At 35.7% G+C, this 20,385-nt stretch carries 15 protein-coding genes; 5 read left to right on the top strand and 10 right to left on the bottom strand.

Going from position 1 to position 20,385, the window contains the following annotated elements; genetic code table 11:
* Positions 1–5 precede the first annotated feature (5 nt).
* The gene (locus J4T76_RS00980) at positions 6–1,292 is read left to right on the top strand and encodes an MFS transporter (RefSeq protein ID WP_267356082.1); all 1,287 of its coding nucleotides are present in this window, start codon (positions 6–8) and stop codon (positions 1,290–1,292) included.
* Between the two features lie 73 nt (positions 1,293–1,365).
* On the opposite strand, the gene J4T76_RS00975 is transcribed toward J4T76_RS00980, so the two are convergent.
* From J4T76_RS00975 to J4T76_RS00940, 8 genes are all read right to left on the bottom strand, one after another.
* Positions 1,366–2,136: a histidine phosphatase family protein gene (locus J4T76_RS00975; protein ID WP_267341540.1), complete on the bottom strand. Its 771-nt coding sequence runs from the start codon at positions 2,134–2,136 to the stop codon at positions 1,366–1,368.
* A gap of 16 nt (positions 2,137–2,152) precedes the next feature.
* Entirely contained in the window at positions 2,153–3,493 is a 1,341-nt protein-coding gene (locus J4T76_RS00970; RefSeq protein ID WP_267341538.1) for an OprD family outer membrane porin, read from the bottom strand.
* Positions 3,494–3,659: 166 nt separating this feature from the next.
* On the bottom strand, positions 3,660–4,487 hold the full coding sequence (locus J4T76_RS00965) for a histidine phosphatase family protein (RefSeq protein ID WP_267356083.1): 828 nt from the start codon (positions 4,485–4,487) through the stop codon (positions 3,660–3,662).
* Positions 4,488–4,577: 90 nt separating this feature from the next.
* A complete protein-coding gene (locus tag J4T76_RS00960) occupies positions 4,578–5,969 on the bottom strand; it encodes a glycoside hydrolase family 1 protein (RefSeq protein WP_267346031.1) in 1,392 nt (463 codons plus the stop codon).
* 3 nt (positions 5,970–5,972) lie between these two features.
* Positions 5,973–7,877 (bottom strand): beta-glucoside-specific PTS transporter subunit IIABC, encoded by a 1,905-nt coding sequence (locus J4T76_RS00955; protein WP_267356085.1) that lies wholly within the window; start codon positions 7,875–7,877, stop codon positions 5,973–5,975.
* Between the two features lie 200 nt (positions 7,878–8,077).
* Positions 8,078–8,926 (bottom strand): BglG family transcription antiterminator LicT, encoded by an 849-nt coding sequence (gene licT / locus J4T76_RS00950; RefSeq protein WP_267346035.1) that lies wholly within the window; start codon positions 8,924–8,926, stop codon positions 8,078–8,080.
* 221 nt (positions 8,927–9,147) lie between these two features.
* On the bottom strand, positions 9,148–11,025 hold the full coding sequence (gene htpG, locus J4T76_RS00945) for a molecular chaperone HtpG (RefSeq protein WP_267356087.1): 1,878 nt from the start codon (positions 11,023–11,025) through the stop codon (positions 9,148–9,150).
* Between the two features lie 310 nt (positions 11,026–11,335).
* On the bottom strand, positions 11,336–12,697 hold the full coding sequence (locus tag J4T76_RS00940) for a sodium-dependent transporter (RefSeq protein WP_267341531.1): 1,362 nt from the start codon (positions 12,695–12,697) through the stop codon (positions 11,336–11,338).
* Positions 12,698–13,031: 334 nt separating this feature from the next.
* Here J4T76_RS00940 and ubiG point away from each other — a divergent pair, with 334 nt between their 5' ends.
* The 4 genes from ubiG to J4T76_RS00920 all read left to right on the top strand — a co-directional run bounded on the left by ubiG (position 13,032) and on the right by J4T76_RS00920 (position 17,640).
* Positions 13,032–13,748, top strand: a complete 717-nt coding sequence (gene ubiG / locus J4T76_RS00935) for a bifunctional 2-polyprenyl-6-hydroxyphenol methylase/3-demethylubiquinol 3-O-methyltransferase UbiG (RefSeq protein WP_324123801.1) — start codon at positions 13,032–13,034, stop codon at positions 13,746–13,748.
* Between the two features lie 102 nt (positions 13,749–13,850).
* On the top strand, positions 13,851–15,173 hold the full coding sequence (gene gntT, locus J4T76_RS00930) for a gluconate transporter (RefSeq protein WP_267341529.1): 1,323 nt from the start codon (positions 13,851–13,853) through the stop codon (positions 15,171–15,173).
* Positions 15,174–15,312: 139 nt separating this feature from the next.
* A complete protein-coding gene (gene guaB / locus J4T76_RS00925) occupies positions 15,313–16,779 on the top strand; it encodes an IMP dehydrogenase (RefSeq protein WP_267341528.1) in 1,467 nt (488 codons plus the stop codon).
* Positions 16,780–17,334: 555 nt separating this feature from the next.
* Positions 17,335–17,640, top strand: a complete 306-nt coding sequence (locus J4T76_RS00920; protein ID WP_267341526.1) for a DUF6694 family lipoprotein — start codon at positions 17,335–17,337, stop codon at positions 17,638–17,640.
* Between the two features lie 409 nt (positions 17,641–18,049).
* Here J4T76_RS00920 and pgm read toward each other — a convergent pair whose 3' ends face one another.
* Together pgm and J4T76_RS00910 are read right to left on the bottom strand one after the other, a co-directional pair.
* On the bottom strand, positions 18,050–19,687 hold the full coding sequence (pgm, locus tag J4T76_RS00915; protein ID WP_267356090.1) for a phosphoglucomutase (alpha-D-glucose-1,6-bisphosphate-dependent): 1,638 nt from the start codon (positions 19,685–19,687) through the stop codon (positions 18,050–18,052).
* A gap of 101 nt (positions 19,688–19,788) precedes the next feature.
* Positions 19,789–20,301 (bottom strand): hypothetical protein, encoded by a 513-nt coding sequence (locus J4T76_RS00910; protein WP_267341523.1) that lies wholly within the window; start codon positions 20,299–20,301, stop codon positions 19,789–19,791.
* Positions 20,302–20,385: the final 84 nt, after the last annotated feature.

Below are 20,385 nucleotides of genomic sequence, written 5' to 3'. Positions count from 1 at the left end.
GGATTATGGATTCAAACATTACATCTGCTAATTCAATGTCTCGAGTTGCTTTGGCCAGTTTTATCGGTACAGCTATTGAGTTTTATGATTTTTATATCTATGCAACAGCGGCTGCTTTGGTCATTGGACCGGTATTTTTCCCTGACAGTTCCCCATCTGCTCAGGCGTTACAATCTTTTGCCACATTTGGTATTGCCTTTGTTGCTCGTCCAATTGGCGCCTTTTTATTTGGGCATTTCGGTGACAAAATAGGGCGCAAATCAACCTTAGTGTTTTCCCTTATTTTAATGGGTGTTGCCACGACCGGAATTGGATTATTACCGGGCTATAGCGCTATTGGTTTTTGGGCGCCGTTTTTACTGTGCATTTTAAGACTTGCACAAGGGTTAGGGCTTGGTGGTGAGTGGGGTGGCGCAGCTTTGCTGGCAACGGAAAATGCCCCCCAAAATAAGCGAGCATTGTTTGGTATGTTTCCACAGTTAGGACCATCAGTGGGTTTTTTATTATCTAATGGTGTGTTTTTGTTGGTTACATTATCATTGTCTAATGAACAATTTTTACAATGGGGATGGCGTATACCATTTTTATTAAGCGCAGTATTGGTGATTATTGGATTGTATGTGCGTTTGAAATTGGTTGAAAGCCCCATTTTTACCAAAGCATTGCGCTGCAAAGAGCAAGTTAAAATACCAGCGATTGACATTTTGGTTCATCATTGGAAAACATTGGCTTTAGGTTCGTTTTCAATGATTGGTTGTTATACTTTATTCTATATCACTACTGCATTTTTATTACAATATGGCACCCAATATTTAGGTATTACTAAAGGTAATTTTTTAGGTTTTTTATGTATTGCAATTGTCTTTATGGCGATAGCGACGCCACTCTCTGCTCGTTTAAGTGATAAATATGGGCGTAAACCTGTACTGGTTGTTGGCTTGTTGTGTGTCGCCTTATCTGGCACAGTTATGACGCAGTTTATGGCAAGTGGTTCAGATCGATTCGTTTTGAGCTATCTATCTTTAGAGCTGTTTTTAATGGGCATCGTATTTGCTCCTATGGGCGCTTTTTTACCTGAAATTTTTCCAACCCATGTTCGTTATACAGGATCTTCTGTCGCTTACAGTATTGGTGGCATTTTAGGGGCATCCATTGCGCCAATTATTGCCAATTATTTGGTATCAAATGGGAATTTATCTTGGGTAGGGTATTATGTTGCCGTTGCGTCACTCATCAGTATTTGTGCAACACTGCTCATAAAAGAAACGTTAAACAGTGATTTTACTCAATAATGATGCAAAGTAAAAAAGACTCACTAAAGTGAGTCTTTTTAATCGCATTAATCGCATTTATTTCTTGTTGCATTTATTTTTCGAGAGCTTTTCCTTTTTCAACATAGCTCATATCACCTAAACTTTCGACAATAAATTTACCGTCATCGGTATAACGAATTTTAGTTACACTTGCATTACCCAATCCTCCTTTGACTGGTGTATCAAGCCATTCTTCAACCATGGCTGTGATGGCCATGCCGTGGGATACTACTAGCACATTACCACCACCATGAGCTTTAGCTGACTCAGCAATGACTTTTAATGCAGCTTGCATACGCGTTTTAACTTTTTTGTAGTTTTCTGCTTCACCTGATTTTTCGACAGCAGCAATGGCATCCATTATTTTGTTTAATCTGATTTTGCCTTTCCAGAATTCTTCCATTAACGCCTTGTCGTCTGAATAGCCTAAATGTTTAGCCGCAGGTCCCCACATATTAGGATCAAAATCACCTTCAAAAACACCAAAACATGTTTCGCGAAGTGCTTTCATTTCGTTAATTGGTAATGATTGTCCTTTTGCGTCTAAAACAATGCGGGCAGTTTGGCGAGCACGTCCCAAATCGCTTGAATAAGCTGCAATAAAGTTGACATCTTTTAGACCACGTCCTAGCTGCTCGGCAACTTCGATACCTGGTTGGGTTAATGGAGTATCTGACCAACCTTGAGCACGATGAACGTTATTGAACATAGTTTTACCATGACGAGTTACATACAAATTCACTTCCGCAGCAAACGTTTGGGCAATTGAGGCGGTAAGAATTATCGATAAGCTGGCAAGTTTGATAAATTTTTTGATTTTCATAGTTTCGTCCTTTTTGTTATAACAAATTAAATCGATAATCAACAATGGTTTCTGCTGATAATGTTGGTGAACGCTGAGCACGACCATCTCTTAATTTAGGCGTAATGTCTTTACTGCTCAAAGTTTTATAAGACCAACCATAACCTAATTTTGACAGAATCGAGAGATTCTTTAATGTTCCACTGGCAGGTTTCCAGATGTTGAACACATTGATTTCTCCATTTTTTAGAGTTTCATGTTTATAATTAAATTCACCATAGTTGAAGTATAAACCTACGGTGTTATCTTCAAATAAATCATAACTTAATATGCTTGATACTACTACTTCGCCATCACGCATATAGTCGGCCCCTGTCGCTGCCATGCCGTTATAGCGTCCACGATTGTTTTTACCTAGATGACGTCCATAATAACCTATCGCGCCTTTACGATTAGCATCCGTATAAGCAATCCCAAACTTGGCACTCCATTTGGATTCTTTCCATTCAATGTCCGTTGCATAATGCCAAGCTGAATCATCAAAATCTCGAACATTTGCTTTCATTTTATTATGATTTTTTAGCGCAGTGCTGCCGTAAATCTGTGAAGCTAAGATAAGTTTTTCGGTTGGTTTATAAGAAAATTCAATGGCATGACGTTTGATGTAATCTTTTGCCTCGCCATAGGAGTAATCCAGTTTAATAATTTTGTTTTTATAGGCAATGCCGGCTGATTTGATGTTATCAATTTTGTGCTTTTTGTCTAAGCTATAAAAATGCACTTTTTTGGATGACTCTCGCGGTAAGGTGCTGTCAATATAGGCTAATGATAACGCTAAATTAGAATATTTGAGTATACCACTGTAACCTAAATAACTATTACGAGTTAAGTGTTGTGAGGAACTAATAACGCCCATATCTTTTAAACTATGCCAACCGGCTTTACCATTAAAATTTAATTGTTCATTGCCGAGTTTGATTTTTGCATAGCGTTGGGTAAATTTATTAAAACCATGGGCATTGTGTTTGTTCGGCTGTTTACCATCGTTATAGAGTAAATTACGTGTAGCGAAGTAGTCACTAGCACCAAGTTTTATTATATTATCGTAAGTTAAGTCAAAACCAAGAGTATCGAACCAATAACCCGATTTGTAATTAAACGTAAATGCTTGCCCCCATGCACTATGCACTTCTTTTGGTTGGGATGCGTTTTCTTTTAGATATTTCCAGTGGTTGCGTGTAGAGAGTTCTAATTTGGTCTCTTTAAAAAAGGCATTATCCCATAGGGTTTTTGGTTCATAATGCTGGGAGGATTCATTAGCAAATACGGCATAACTGTTTATGCTAAAAAGTACCAATGTTAGATATTTCATTTTCATTGTTGTTTTCCTAACTGTTTATCCTGAATTAAAAATGTTTGGTATTGATGAGCTTTTTACTTTTACTAAACATTTAGGTTTTATTGCAAAAGCAATGACAATCCTATTATTCCACTTTAATTGTTTTAATTATGTTTTAGGTTATTGATGGTTTTCTCCTTTCTCATTACTTATTTAGGGATGATTTACCTAAATTAACATAGTCCATATTGCCAATTTCAACTACACGGTATTTACCATTTTGGTAAACGATTTTAACAACGCTGGCATTTGATAGAGGTTTGTTTTTAATTGGATCGTCGGTGAGATCGGATATCATAACTTGCATTGACATGCCGGATGAAATCGCTAAAACGTTTTTTTGATGTTTCTCTTGTGCAGTTTTTATAATACTTTTGAGGGCATTTTGAGTCCGTTCTTTAACTTGTTCAAAGTTTTCTGCTTCGTGTTTGGGATCACTTTTCGCTATTGCATCGGTCAGCGTTGCCACTGGAATTTGTCCTTCTGCATAGCTTTTATAGAAGTTGTTAACCGATTTGTAGCCAAGAGCCTTCATTGAAGCGGACACCATTTTAGTATTGGATCCGCCTTCAAATCCTCCATAAAAGACTTCACGTAGTTCTTTGAGTTCTTGAATTTGGTACTCTTGAATGCCTTTTTGACGTAATAATACCTGCATTGTTTCACGTTGACGACCGGCATCACTGGTGTAATAGGCATCAAATTGAATTTGCTTGTTTTTAAATCCTTCTCCTAAATAACGTGCAACTTCAATACCTTTATCCGTTAATGGGGAATCCGCCCAACCTTGTACTAAATCATAGGTATTAAATAACGTTTTACCGTGACGCGCAAAATAGATGGTGATCTCATCATTATGATTGTGCTCGTTATTATTTGATGCTTGACTTGATGGGTTGCAGCATCCTGTTATTAGTGCAGTTAGAGCAATTGATCCTGTGATTAGTGCTATTTTTATTGTTTTATTTTTCATCTTAAGTCTTGAGTCTCATATGGCATTATATTATGGATGGGCTAAATCAATTAGCAGGTAAGGATAATTAATCACTTACCTGTGTCATGATTATTTTAAGTTCTCCCCTTTGGATGAAATCACCGATTTATACCAATAAAAACTTTTCTTTTTATAACGAGTTAAACTACCTGATCCATCTTGATTTAAATCGACATAAATAAATCCATAACGTTTGGTCACTTCCGCTTTTGAAGCACTGATTAAGTCAATTGGTCCCCAACTGGTATAACCCATCACTTCTACACCGTCGTTGATTGCTTCGCGCACTTGTACAAGATGATCATTCATATAATTAATGCGATAATCATCATTGATAGTACCATCTGCTTCTAATTTATCTTTAGCGCCAAGGCCATTTTCAACAATAAATAACGGTTTTTGGAAACGCTCATAAAGCATGTTAAGTAGATAACGGATGCCGATCGGATCGATTTGCCAACCCCATTCCGAGGCTTTTAGATGTGGATTTGGTACCATATCCAAAATATTTCCTTTTTGTCGTAAAGAATCATCAGCGGTACCACAACAACTCATATAATAACTAAATGAGATAAAATCAATGGTTTCTTTTAGATCTTCCCGGTCTTGATCGGTAATCTCTAACTCAATATTATTCTCTTTGAAAAAACGCGTCATGTAAGTTGGATAATAACCGCGTGCTTGCACATCACCAAAGAACAGCCAACCATGATTTTCTTGTAAGGTTGCCCAGACATCTTCTGGTTTTGGTGTGAGTGGATATGCCACAGCACCAAGTAGCATATTCCCAATTTTGGCATCCGGAATGATTTGATGACACAATTTTACAGCTTGACTACTAGCAACGAGTTGATGATGAATCGCTTGATAGATTTGTGCTTTGGTGCTGTTTCTATCCAGACCGACACCCGTAAATGGCTCGTGCAACGACATGTTGATTTCATTAAATGTTAACCAATGTTTTACTTTATTTTTGTAGCGTTCAAATACTGTTTTAGCATAACGAGTAAAGAATTCAATTACTTTGCGATCACCCCAACCGCCATATTGAGTTACTAAGTGATAGGGCATTTCATAATGAGATAATGTGACTAATGGTGTGATGTGATGTTTGAGCATTTCATCAAATAATTTGTCATAGAAAGCAAGCCCCGCTTCATTTGGTTCAAGTTCATCACCATTCGGAAAAATACGTGTCCATGCAATGGAGGTACGTAAACAGGTAAAACCCATTTCGGCAAATAAAGAAATGTCTTCCGGGTAGCGATGATAAAAATCAATAGCGCGATCTTTTATACTGGTAATATTGTTCTTATTACGGTCAACAATATCGCCAAATAGTCCGTTGGGCGTACAGTCGGATGTGGACAAACCTTTACCGTCTTCTCGGTAAGCCCCTTCAACTTGGTTGGCTGCAATTGCGCCACCCCATAAAAAATCACTAGGAAACAGTTTAGACATGTATTACTCCTTATCTTCGGATTTGTTTAATGCTAGTAATGCATCGCCAGCTTGAATATCACCTTGCATGAAAATGGTCTTCACATCTTTATAGTCATCACTATTGGTGATAATTATTGGAGTCGAGATTTCAAAACCAGCTTGTTTAATGGCGTCAATATCAAAGCTGACTAATCGATCACCTTTTTTAACTTTACTCCCTGCTTCGACATGAGCTTCAAAATATTGACCATCTAATTTTACGGTATCTATACCAATATGGATGAGTATTTCAGCACCGGAATCAGTAAGAAATCCAATAGCATGTTTGGTTCTAAATAATGATACAACTTCACCATCTTCAGGTGCCAATGCTTGACCAATGGTTGGAATGATTGCTGAACCTTTACCCATCAGTTCACTTGCAAATGTAGCGTCATTAACATGACTTAATGGGATCACTTTACCGGTCATTGGGCTTGAAATAGTCGTGGTATGCATTTGTTGAACTTCATTGATTTGTTTTTCTACATTGCTGTTTTGAGGCTGATCTTCTTTGTTTGCTTTTTTATCCTTAGGAATACCAAACAGGTAAGTTACGAGTGTTGCGACGCTAAATGAAATGAGGGAGCCAAATACCACCGCATAGAATTTTTCATCAATTCCTGTTGGAGGAATTAATTGTAAGAAGGAAAAAATACTTATAAAACTGAATGAATAGATTACTGAATGGTAATAACCAACAATACTGCCTCCAATCATTGCTGATATACAGCCAATCACAAATGGGCGTTTTAATGGTAGGTTAATTCCATAAATAGCCGGTTCAGTGACCCCAAAAATACCGGATAATACCGACGAACTGGCTAATGCTTTCGTTTGTTGATCTTTACTGCGTAACATGATCGCCAATACTGCACCGACTTGTGCAAATACCGCTGGGAATAAGATAGGCATCATAAAATCTTCGTTGTAAAGATTAAAATTGTTCATTGCAAATGGCACCATTCCCCAATGAATACCAAAGATAACCATAACTTGCCAAAGTCCTGCTAAAATCATTGATGCAATTATGGAGTTCAGTTGATAAACGTAGATGATGCCTGTAGCCACAATATCACTTAAAAATGCTACTACTGGACCTATCACCGCAAACGTTAATGGAACGGTAATGATAATGCCGAGTAATGGTGCAATAAATTTTTTGAATGAATCATGCATAATTTTGTTAAAGTTACGTTCGAGTAACGAATAGAACCAGCTAGCAATGATAATAGGAAATACGGATGATGCATAAGGAATTAACTGAATTGGTATATTAAATAAAGAAGTTTGTAATTCAAATGCTCCGCCTAGCATGCTAACAATGTTAGGATGTACAAGTGCTCCACCTAATGCCATCCCTACATAAGGATTCCCTCCAAATTTTTTAACAGCTGAAAAACCTAAAATGACTGGTAAATAATAAAATGGCGCATCCGCAATTGCGAACAAGAAGTTATATGTAGAGGTGTTTGCATGAACAATCTCTAAGACTTGCAATAATGAGATTATTCCTTTAAAAATACCACCAGCGACAATGACAACCAATGCTGGAATAAAAATACCCGAAACTAAATCAATTAATTTTGAAAATACACCCATTTTTTTATCAGAGGGAACATTGGTTGTATTATTTTCATTAAGATTGGTGAGTTGCATTATGTCATTAAATACATCGGCTACATGATTTCCAATTACTACTTGAAATTGCCCACCGCTTTGTACAATGGTAATCACCCCTTTTTGTTTTTTCAGTGACTGCGCATCTGCTTTACTGTCATCTTTCAATACAAAACGTAAGCGAGTAGCACAATGAACTAGACTGGTGATATTGTCTTTTCCACCCACGTTGTTAATGATTGATTCAGCAAGTTCTTTGTTTTTCATTCCTTATCCTTATTTGTTTAACGCTTTTACCGCGCAAAAAAAAACCTAGATCCCTTGTTATCAAGCGATCTAGGTTTTGCTTGCATAGTAAATTAATTTGCCATGCAATAACAATCCAGTAAATGAGGTTTGTAGGTTAGCATAATTTTTTATGGCATGGTATGACTTCTCAAAATGTGATTGATAAATTGTGATATATCTCACATTAATGCTTTTTTTAGTTCGGTTCTCAACCGTTCTATATGAATGGTTAAGTATAAACTTTCGTCATCGGTAAGTGGATGCTGATACTGTTGAATAAGATGTAAATCAATTTGCTTCGTGCATAAGTAAGCTTGTTCATATTTTTGGCGAATAATTTCATACAATGAGGAATCTTGTTGCGTTGGTGTTCCTTTATTTAAAATTCGTTGTGCAAAAAATTTTAAATGCGTTACAAAGCGTTGATAAGATAGGCAATCTTCGTCATATTCAAACTTAAAATGATATTTTACAATATTAAGTATTTCGCGCATAATTTTGGTCATGTTCACAATATTGGGCATGGTGCCATTGAGTTGTGCATTGATAATATGAAATGTGATAAATCCTGCTTCATCTTCTGGTAATTCTATTCCAAGGCGTTTTTTTATAACGGACAATGCATAAAGACTAATTTGGAATTCTTTCGGATAGAACTTTTTGATTTCCCATAAAAAACCATTTGGAATATCAAACCCTTGTTTATGGCGCTCAATAGCAGAATGAATATGATCGGTCAGTGAAATGTAAATACTGTCTTGAAGTTTACTTTCTACAACTTCTTTAGCATAATTAATTATAATTTGAGAACAGGTTAACACTTCTAATGGAATTTCAGAAAGTAATTCATTAAATTTTGGCAATATTTCTTTATTATTTAGCGAAAACTGTTTTTCAATAAGATTAATATCGATTAAATCACCTTCTCGTTTTTTAAAACCAATACCGCGACCGGTCAGGATTAACTCTTTTCCTTTATCATCAAGGGTAACAATTACATTATTATTTAATATTTTATGAACTTTCATTGAATTGGGGGGTTGATTTTTAAATCTTTTTATTATGAATTGCTAAATAAAAATGAAAAGAAGAAAAACAAAAAAATGTGATTAATATCAAATTTTTGCTAGAAATTAGTTGCTAATAAATTCTTTGCTATAATGGATCCATAAAACAAAAAACAGAAGATCGGATATAAAACAGCCCCAATTAGTCAAACCTATCGGAGCTGTTTTTGGTTAACGTAAGTTTATTCTTGCGCTAATAATTTATTCATAGTTTGAATAAATTTACTTGGGTCACTTAATGAACCTTTTTCAGCCAGTAATGCTTGATCAAGTAATAACTCAACCCAATCGGTGAATGCACTTTCATCTTGGGTATCAGCTATACGTTTAACCAGTTTATGATCTGGATTGATTTCAAACGTGTATTTTATGTCAGGCGCTTTTTGTCCAGCTGCGGCAAATAATTTGGCCATTTGTGTGCTCATTTCGTCAGCAGCGGTAGTGACAACAGCAGGTGTGTTAGTTAAACGATGAGTTATTTTAACTTCTTTAACTTTATCACCTAATACCGTTTTTACTCTTTCAATAAATGGCTCAAGTTCTTTTTCAACTTGTTTTTGTTCTTCAGTATCTTGATCAGCCAGTTTTTCAATAGATTCATCTGATTTACTGACTGATTGGAATTGTTTACCATCAAATTCAGTTAAGTTGCTCATCATCCATTCATCAATACGATCGGATAATAACAACACCTCAATGCCTTTTTTACGGAATAGCTCTAGATGAGGACTGTAATTTGCAGCACCATAGCTGTCTGCTGTTATGTAGTAAATCTTTTCTTGACCGTCTTGCATACGGCTGATGTAATCTTCTAACGATACCGTTTGTGCATTACTATCCGTATGAGTTGAAGAAAAACGCAGTAATTTTGCTATTGCTTCGCGGTTAGCAAAGTCTTCACCGGTGCCTTCTTTTAATACTAAACCAAATTCGTTCCAGAATTGCTGATATTGTTCTTTGTCATCTTTAGCCAATTTTTCAAGCATTTGTAGTACACGTTTAGTACACGCATTACGTAGACTTTGGGTGATTTTATTGTCTTGCAGAATTTCACGCGATACATTTAATGGTAGATCATTTGAATCAATTAATCCTTTCACAAAACGTAAATAGTTTGGCATGAATTGTTCAGCATCGTCCATAATAAATACACGTTGCACATACAATTTTAAGCCGTGTTTATTATCGCGATTCCACATATCCCACGGTGCTTTAGCTGGAATATAAAGTAAACTGGTGTACTCTTGTTTACCTTCTACACGATTATGACTCCAACTTAATGGATCAGCGAAATCGTGCGAAAGATGTTTATAAAACTCTTTATATTCTTCATCAGTAATGTCTGATTTGTTGCGAGTCCAAAGTGCTTGTGCTTTGTTGACCTTTTCCCATTTGACTTCTTTACTTTCTTCGTCTGTAGTTTGCACTTCTACAGGTAATGAAATGTGATCAGAATATTTGCTGATAATGGTACGTAAGCGCCAATCATCTAAGAACTCTTTCTCATCATCTTTTAAATGTAAGGTAATTTCGGTACCGCGAGTTTCTTTATTATCATCTGAAATGGTATATTCACCTTCACCAGCAGATTCCCACATTACTGCTTCATCTGCTTTAGCAGTTGCAGCACGTGTTCTTACTGTTACTTTATCGGCAACAATAAAGGCAGAATAAAAACCCACACCGAATTGACCAATTAATTGGCTGTCTTTCGCTTGATCACTTCCAATGGATTCTAAAAATGCTTTGGTGCCTGATTTTGCAATCGTACCTAAATTTTCAATGACTTCATCACGCGTCATACCAATACCATTATCAGAAATGGATAAAGTTCCCGCTTCTTTATTTACCCAAATGCGCACACCAAGTTCACCATCCCCAGCATACAGATCAGGATTTTCTAATGCTTTAAAACGAAGTTTATCGGCTGCATCAGAGGCATTGGAAATGAGCTCTCTTAAAAATATCTCTTTATTGGAATATAAAGAGTGAATCATTAAATGTAGAATTTGTTTAACTTCAGATTGAAATCCACGAGTTTCAGTGCCTTGCTTACTCATTAACTAGTTCCTCTACTATATTTAGTTATTTCAATTAACGTTATATGCCACATTACTTTATTATCGACAAATTTTTATAATTTTTGTCAATGTTTTATGATGCTTTAGTCGTTAATATTTACTGAATAATATTAATGTAACGGTTTGATTTCTTATTGTATTGCTATATGGGAATAAAAAATAATATTTCAATACAAGTTAGTAAAATTTATTAATTGTTTGTCTGTTTTTTGTTAAATAAGAGATGTAAAAAAAAGCCTTGATGGATATCAAGGCTTGTAACATAAAGATTATATCAATTTGTTATTATTTAAATAAATCCGTAAATAAGAATTAAGATGACCGCAACAGGAACAATAAATCGAGATACTAATGTCCAGACACTAAACCAAAATTCATTTAAGTTTAATTCTTCACGGATACGTTTTTGATTCATCATCCATGCTCCAAACACTACAGTTCCTAATCCCGTAACAGGTAACATGATTTTACTGGTTAAATAATCCAGTAAATCAAAAATGTTTTTATCAAATAATTTTACGCCTGACCATTCATTAAATGATAATATGCAAGCAATACCTAATGCCCAGATAATAATACTGCTTACTACGGTTGCAGTTTTACGTCCCATATGGGTTTTTTCTTCTAATAGCTCGACGGTTGGTTCAAGCAATGAAATGGAAGACGTTAACGCCGCAAAAGTTAAGAAGATAAAAAATAGGATACCTAAAATGGTTCCGCCAGCCATATTACCAAAGGCAATGGGAAGTGTAACAAAGATAAGGCCAGGACCTTCACCTGGTTGTAAACCGTTGGCAAAAACTAATGGGAATATCGCCATACCCGATAACATAGCGACGATTACGTCTAAGATTACCACAGTACGTGCAGTTGATAGTAAATTTACATCCTTACCAAGGTAAGATCCGTATGCCATCATTATGCCCATTCCTAAGGATAAACTGAAGAACGCATGCCCTAACGCTGCTAACACCGCTGTGCCACTAATTGCTGACCAATTTGGGGTAAATAAGAATTTAAAAGCTTGACCAAAGTATGGACCACTTACATAAGCAGCATAGCCCACTAATACCAATAATAATATGCCTAATCCTGGCATCATCACTTTACAGCCACGTTCTAAACCTGCACCAACACCTAATGCCACAATAAAGGCGGTAGCAAACATAAATACCGTGTGCCATATGAGTAAACTGTTTACATTACCTAGAAAGTCACTGAATAATTGGCCTGTAATTTCACCATTGGCGCCTTTGAATGCCCCATGAGCTGCAAGCACGATATAATCTGTCGCCCAGCCACCAATGACACTATAAAATGAAAGAATTAAAAATGAGCCGAGCACGCCAATAATGCCTACCCATTTCCAAGACTTAGAACGTCCTTCTGAAATCGCAACATCTTCCATTGTGTGAATTGGATTTTTTTGTCCACGACGACCAATTAACCATTCTAAAACCAAAATAGGTAGGCCGATTAAAAACATAAACAGTAAATAGGTCAACACAAATGCTGAACCGCCCATTTCTCCTGCCATATACGGAAACTTCCAAATGTTTCCTAACCCAACAGCGGAACCCGCAGCAGCAAGCATGAACCCCATGCGTGAGCTCCACTGAGAGTGACTTTTTTTCATAGTACCTGTACTCATGAATTTTTACCTTGTCCTCAAAATAATTATTTAATTGTAGCTTTAATTAATGCCTAACCATTACTATATTAGAAGCATAAAATTACAAATCATGCCATGAAATACAAGGGGAAACAAGAATTCATTATCAATTTTAATCTAACTGTTTATTTTAAAATTAGAATTATTTATTCTTATTAACCTTATTATTTTGACTTTTTATAAGTTTTCCTGTGTTTATACCTATTATTCACTCATATTTTTTTATATTGCATTCAATTTTAGTCTTTTATTCATACTTACCATGACATAAAATAGTATTTTATAGGAAAGATTTTTGGATAGAAGAGATCCCATGACGCAAAATATTGATTTCAAAGAAATAAGCAAGTTTTCTCAGTTAGCAGCTCAGTGGTGGGATCCAAATGGCAAATGCAGACCTTTACACATTATCAATCCGTTACGTGTGGATTTTATTAAACAAGAAGTAGGTTGTTTAGAAGATAAGCGAGTGTTAGATGTCGGATGTGGTGGCGGCATTTTATCCGAAAGTCTTGCAAAATTAGGCGCTGCTGTCACAGCGATAGATCTGGCTGATGAATCCCTGGCAGTTGCTCGGTTGCATGCAAAAGAAAATAACTTGGTCATTAATTACCAAAAGCAAACCGTTGAAGATCATGCTAAGGAATATCCCGCTTCTTATGATGTGATTACCTGTATGGAGTTATTAGAACACGTCCCAGATCCCTTTTCGATAATCCAAGCTTGCGCAACGTTACTTAAACCGAATGGCAAACTCTTTTTATCGACAATAAATCGTAATCACAAGGCAAAATTACTTTTGATTTATGGCGCAGAATATATTGCTCGATTGGTTCCAAAAGGGACTCATGATTTTAACAGATTCATTCGTCCTTCAGAATTAATGCATTGGGTTGAACAAGCTAATTTGGTTATTGAAGATATCATTGGCATGGAATATCACCTACTTAAAAATGAGTTTAAGTTAGGACCTAACCTTGATGTTAATTATATTTTGATGGCGCAAAAAAAACAAATTTGTAAAATGTGATCTGATTCTCATTTTAAATATTTTTTCCATTATTTTTTTTATTTTCCTCTATAATTCCTAATGTTACCGATAACATATTAGATTATTTTAGAGGAAATATTCATGCCATTAATCATTATTGCAATAGGCGTAGCGTTATTGCTTGTTTTAATGTTGCCGCTGCGCGTCAATGGTTTTATTGCGTTAATTCTTGTCGCCTTAAGTGTAGGTATCATGGAAGGTATGCCTGTAATGGAGGTGGTTCAATCCATAAAAAATGGAGTAGGGGGAACACTTGGTAGCTTAGCACTAATAATGGGTTTTGGTGCTATGCTAGGAAAACTATTGGCGGATTGTGGTGGTGCTCAGCGTATTGCAACAACGTTAATTAATACTTTTGGCGATAAAAAAATACAATGGGCTGTTACTCTTACTGGTTTTATTGTTGGATTTGCATTATTTTATGAAGTCGGTTTTGTTTTATTGCTTCCGTTAATATTAACTATTGCCGCAACGCTTCGTATATCACCATTATATATTGGTATTCCTATGGCTGCCGCATTATCTGTTACCCATGGTTTTTTACCGCCTCACCCTGGACCAACGGCCATTGCTGAAATATTTAAAGCTGACATGGGACGCACTTTGCTTTATGGCACTATCATAGGTATTCCAACTGTCATCTTAGCAGGTCCAGTACTTGCTAAAATACCATTTATACAAGCCATTAATCATCCTATTGAAGAGGGATTGTATAATTCTAAACAATTCACTGAAGAACAGATGCCAAGCTTTATTGTTAGTGTATTGACGGCTTTAATGCCAGTTGTACTCATGTCCATTCGAGCGGTATGTGAAATGACATTACCAAAAGGGCATTTGGTACTTCCTTATGTAGAATTTTTTGGTGACCCAATTATCGCTACATTGATTTCAGTTATTGTTGCGGTGTTTACTTTTGGGATTTTCCGTGGTCGTTCGATGGTCCAAATTAATACGACTTTAGCCGATTCAATTAAAATCATTGCGATGATGTTATTAATTATTGGTGGTGGTGGAGCGTTTAAACAAGTTTTGGTTGATAGCGGCGTTAAAGTTTATATTGAAGAGATGATGCATGCGTCCAATATCTCTCCACTTATTATGGCTTGGTTAATTGCTGCCTTATTGCGTTTAGCTCTTGGTTCAGCAACAGTTGCGGCTTTAACGACCGGTGGCATCGTGTTTCCATTAATTGCTTCTACAGGCGTGAGTCCGGAATTGATGGTCATTGCAACTGGAGCCGGTAGCGTGGTATTTTCTCATGTAAATGATCCTGGATTTTGGTTATTTAAAGAGTATTTTAACCTTAGCATTACCGAAACGATGAAATCGTGGTCATTACTCGAAACCGTTATTTCAGTTTGTGGGTTGGTGGGGTGTTTAGCAATCAATACATTTATCTAATTTACTGCATTTTTATTTTTCCTTATTGGATTAACTACTCAGGAATCTTTCTAAAATACCACTAGTCTTTTTGCACAAAAGTAAGTAGAATACATCGGCAATATTTTATCAACAATAAAACTCAATGGTGAATATTGTCATGTCTCGTATAGTAAAAGAAGCCCTCACGTTTGACGACGTGTTATTAGTGCCAGCCCATTCCACTGTTTTACCTAACACCGCTGATATTAGTACGCAACTTACCCAAACCATTAAACTAAATATTCCAATGCTTTCAGCCGCAATGGATACCGTTACTGAATCTGATTTAGCCATTGCGTTAGCGCAAGAAGGTGGTATTGGTTTTATCCATAAAAATATGTCGATTGAAAATCAAGCTAATCATGTTAGACGAGTAAAAAAACACGAAAGCGGTATAGTACAAGATCCGGTAACTGTTTTACCAACAGCCACGATCAAACAAGTGATCGATTTAGCAAAAGAATATGGCTTTGCTGGTTTTCCAGTTGTGACAGAGTCACAAGAATTAGTGGGGATAATTACTGCACGAGATGTTCGATTTGCAACTGATTTATCACTGCCCGTTACTGCGGTAATGACACCGAAAGAACGTTTAGTGACGGTAAGAGAAGGTGAACAGCGTGAGATCGTCCTAAAACAAATGCATGAACATCGCATCGAAAAAGTGTTAGTTGTTGATTCGAAATTCCATCTAAAAGGTATGATCACTGTCAAAGATTACAATAAAGCTGAACAAAAACCTAATGCATGTAAAGACGAAAAAGGGCGTTTGCGAGTGGGGGCAGCAGTGGGAGCTGGTGCAGGAAATGAGGAGCGCATTGCAGCATTAGTTGAAGCTGGTGTTGATGTATTATTAATTGATTCTTCTCATGGTCACTCTGAGGGAGTATTAGAGCGTATTCGACAAGCGCGTAAAGCCTATCCTGATTTACAAATCATCGGAGGAAATGTTGCTACAGCCGAAGGTGCTAAAGCACTCATTGATGCTGGTGTTAATGCCGTTAAAGTGGGTATAGGTCCTGGTTCAATCTGTACAACTCGTATCGTTACTGGCGTTGGTGTACCTCAAATAAGTGCGATTATGGATGCAGTTGAGATGGCTCAAAAACACAATATTCCAGTTATTGCAGATGGTGGCATTCGTTTTTCTGGGGATATTGCTAAAGCCATAGCTGCTGGTGCGGCTTGTGTTATGGTTGGTTCTTTGTTTGCTGGCACAGAAGAAGCCCCAGGTGAGATTGAATTGTTCCAAGGTCGTGCATATAAATCCTACCGTGGAATGGGTTCGCTTGGTGCAATGGCAAAAGGATCTTCCGATCGCTATTTTCAAACAGACAATGCTGCTGACAAACTTGTACCTGAAGGTATTGAAGGGCGTATTGCCTATAAAGGTTTGTTAAAAGAAATCATTCACCAACAAATGGGCGGATTACGTTCTTGTATGGGATTAACTGGATGTGCAACGATCGATGAATTGCGTACTAAATCGAAATTTTATCGCATCACGGGTGCAGGTATGAAAGAAAGCCATGTGCATGATGTTTTAATTACTAAAGAGCCGCCTAACTATCGAGCTGGGGTATAATTTCATTATATCTCTTTTCCAGCCTTGTTTGATTTAAGGTATTTTCAAATAGGTTACTTTATCATTTCAAAAATTTATTGAAATTAAAGGGGCTGATCATGTCCCTTTAATCAATGATACTTTATCATCATACATTTACTTTTGTTGATGTTAACTATAATTAATGTTTGCGAGAAAATTCTGGATTAATAAATAAAATTAAACGGTATAGACTCCTAAATATTTTTTACATAAGGTATTTTTAGAGCATAAAATCGCCATTATTTAAAAAATTCTTTTTTTCATCTGATATTGAGCATTTTTGATAGATTGGTTACCTATGCCGCATTATTTATTTCAAAATGACCAGTTTAATGAGTTGCTCGAGCACGTGGTTGGTTAAAAAATTTGTTTCAATATTGATAGTAAATCCTTTTCGAAATTTGTTTAAAAAAATTAACAAAATTAATGTTTTTGGTAAATATTTTTTTGCGTAAAAAAAATTGATCTGTATTGAATTTACCTATAACATATTACTAATATTCAGTACTTTATAAGGATAAATGGAAAAAGGAAATGAAGAAATTATCAATTGCATTAATTTCGTTGGTACTATTGACAGGTTGTGGTGATAAAACCATTGATGCGTCATCAGCAGAAAACCTAAAAAAATCGATTTCTGAAATGGCAAATAAACTTCAAGACAATCAGCTACAATCATTTAATATCTCAATCGGTAGAATTATGATTAATTCAGCTATTGAAGCAGCTGGCGACGCGAAAAAGAAACAAGAGATTATCAAAAACAAAATTAATGGTAAAACAGCTGCTGAAATAATTAAAATTGGAAAAAATGAAAAATTACCAGGAGAAGCGAACTGAATTTTTTTAAACTTTAAGATTGCAATATTTAATTACCTGTTAACAGGACATTTAATGTATAGGCATTTATTTTTTAACAATTGTATTAATAACAATTGTTTAAAATAATTTGTTAGATTAATGTTACAGTTCTATTATAAATAATAGGATAATGATATCAATTTTTAAAAGTTGCAATCTCTGAAGCTATCCCAATTCTTAGTCAGGATCTTGAACATCAATAGATACCTCTTTATTCCACTTCAAAAAGTAACTCATTATAAGGTTCAGCATTCTTTTTTATAATGCTATCTTTCATTATGAGAATTTTAATTTTTTTACTGAAAAAAGATTAAAAATGTTTTTAGAAAAACAAAATAGCAGCCGTAATGACTGCTATTTTTTAGGCATAAAAGCCTAATTTGCAGGGTTATTTTATTGCTTTGGCAACGATTTCTTGTGCTTCTTTCTGTAAAGTTGCTAAATGATCATTATCGATAAAGCTTTCAGCATAGATTTTATATGCATCTTCAGTACCAGAAGGACGAGCAGCAAACCAACCATTTTCGGTAATTACTTTCAGCCCCCCAATTGGTGCATTATTAGCAGGAGCTTTGGTTAGACATTGGCTGATCTTTTCGCCGCCAAGGTTGTCAGTAGTAAGTTGACTGGCATCAAGTTTAGATAATTTTTGTTTTTCATCAAAGGTTGCAGGTGCTTGAATTCGTCCGTAATAAGATACCCCAAATTTGGCTTCAAGTTCTTGATATTGTTCTTGAGGATTTTTGCCAGTTTTGGCAGTCATTTCAGCTGCAAGCAAACAGAGAATAATACCATCTTTATCGGTTGTCCAAACTTTGCCATTCGTTCTTAAGAAGGATGCACCAGCACTCTCTTCCCCAGCAAATCCCAACTTACCGTTATAAAGCCCCTCTGCATACCATTTAAAACCAACTGGATACTCTAAATATGTTTTATGAAGGTTGCTTGCTACACGATCTATCATTGAACTGGTAACTAAAGTTTTACCAATAGCGATATCTTTATGCCATTGAGGGCGATTTTGAAAAAGATAGTTAACACAAGCTGAAAGATAAGCATTAGGGTTCATTAAACCTTTAGGCGTTACAATACCATGACGGTCAGAATCCGTATCGTTGCCAAATGCTAAATCAAATTTATCTTTTAATTGCAATAAACCGGCCATTGCCCATTGGCTGGAGCAATCCATTCTAATTACTTCATCATGATCCAAATGCATAAAGCTAAAAGTTGGGTCAATTTTATTGTTCACCATATTGAGGTTAATGCCATATTTTTCAGCAATACGCGGCCAATAAGTGATAGCTGCACCACCTAATGGATCTACACCTATCTTTAAATTTGAGGATTTAATTAATGCTAAATCTAAAATATTTTCCAAATCATTAATATAATCCGTTTCATATTCTTTGGTATGAATATAAGAAGAGTTGATTGCTTTTTCTAAAGAAACCCGTTTTACACCATTAAGATGATTTTTAAGTAGTTCATTTGCACGATTTTCAATCTGTTTGGTAATATCCGTATCAGCGGGTCCACCATTAGTTGGATTATATTTTATGCCACCATCTTCAGGGGGATTATGCGAAGGAGTAATGACAATACCATCGGCAAGTTGTGATTGTTTATCTTGATTAAATGTTAATATGGCATGTGAAATGACAGGAGTAGGAGTATATCCCCAATCACGCGCGATAACGACGGTTTGCTCGTTTGCAACAAAAACTTCAAGTACAGATTTTAATGCTAATTCAGAAAGGGCATGAGTATCTTGACCAATAAAACACGGACCAGTGACATTATTTGCTTTTCGGTATTCGGCTATTGCTTGAGCCACAGCTAAAATATGCGCTTCGTTAAATGTACCTTTATTAGCACTACCTCGATGACCCGATGTGCCAAAGATCACTAATTGACTGGCATTTTCTGGATCAGGGTTGATTTGATAGTAATTATTTTTCAACATTTCAACGTTAATCAAATCGGCTGGCTTAGCTAATAATCCTGCCCGGCTATGATTTGCCATTTTATACTCCTTTTTCCAAAATTGAATATTTATATCTTAATGCACATCTCTATCTATCTTAGCAATTATGTTGACTATTTAATACACGTATAGCCAGTGCATTATTTTGTTTGTGCTGAAAAAATATTGATGACTTGGTTTATCATGCTTTCCGAAATGCCCATATCACTCATTATTGATTCTAATATATACATTTTTCTAGCAGTATTAGTATTACTTATAACCCAATAAGGTGTTCCTATCACTTCACGTGGCTTGGTATTTTTACCTGATATTTCTAAAGACTTTTTATCTTTAGCTAAATATTGTCGCTTACTGCCATGTAATGATGTGGCCGCTATCGAAAAAAGGGCTGGATTATAGTTATAAAGTGCGCCAAGTAATAATATAAAACGGCTGATGATTGATTTTTCGTTAATAAAAATATCACTATCTAACAAATCATTAAATAATGTGTATTGGGTTTCAGGTTGGGAAACAACGTTAATTTTAGCTTTAACTGGCTGATTGATTTTTAATAAACGTCGCAAAATACTGGATGCATCTTCACCAATATGTTTTGTTTGTGATGCGATAAAATGGTATAATTCTTCGTCAATTTCGATAGTTTTCATTATGTTAGTTATGCCTATTAAATTAATTTACTGGACACACTTGCGTTGCAATGTTGTCGGGTTAATGTAAATTGTTGTTTACTT

The sequence above is a fragment of the Gilliamella sp. B3022 genome (assembly GCF_028751545.1).
Lineage (GTDB): Bacteria > Pseudomonadota > Gammaproteobacteria > Enterobacterales > Orbaceae > Gilliamella.
The sequence above is the reverse complement of the archived record's forward strand: the minus strand, read 5'-3'. Positions and strand labels throughout refer to the sequence as shown.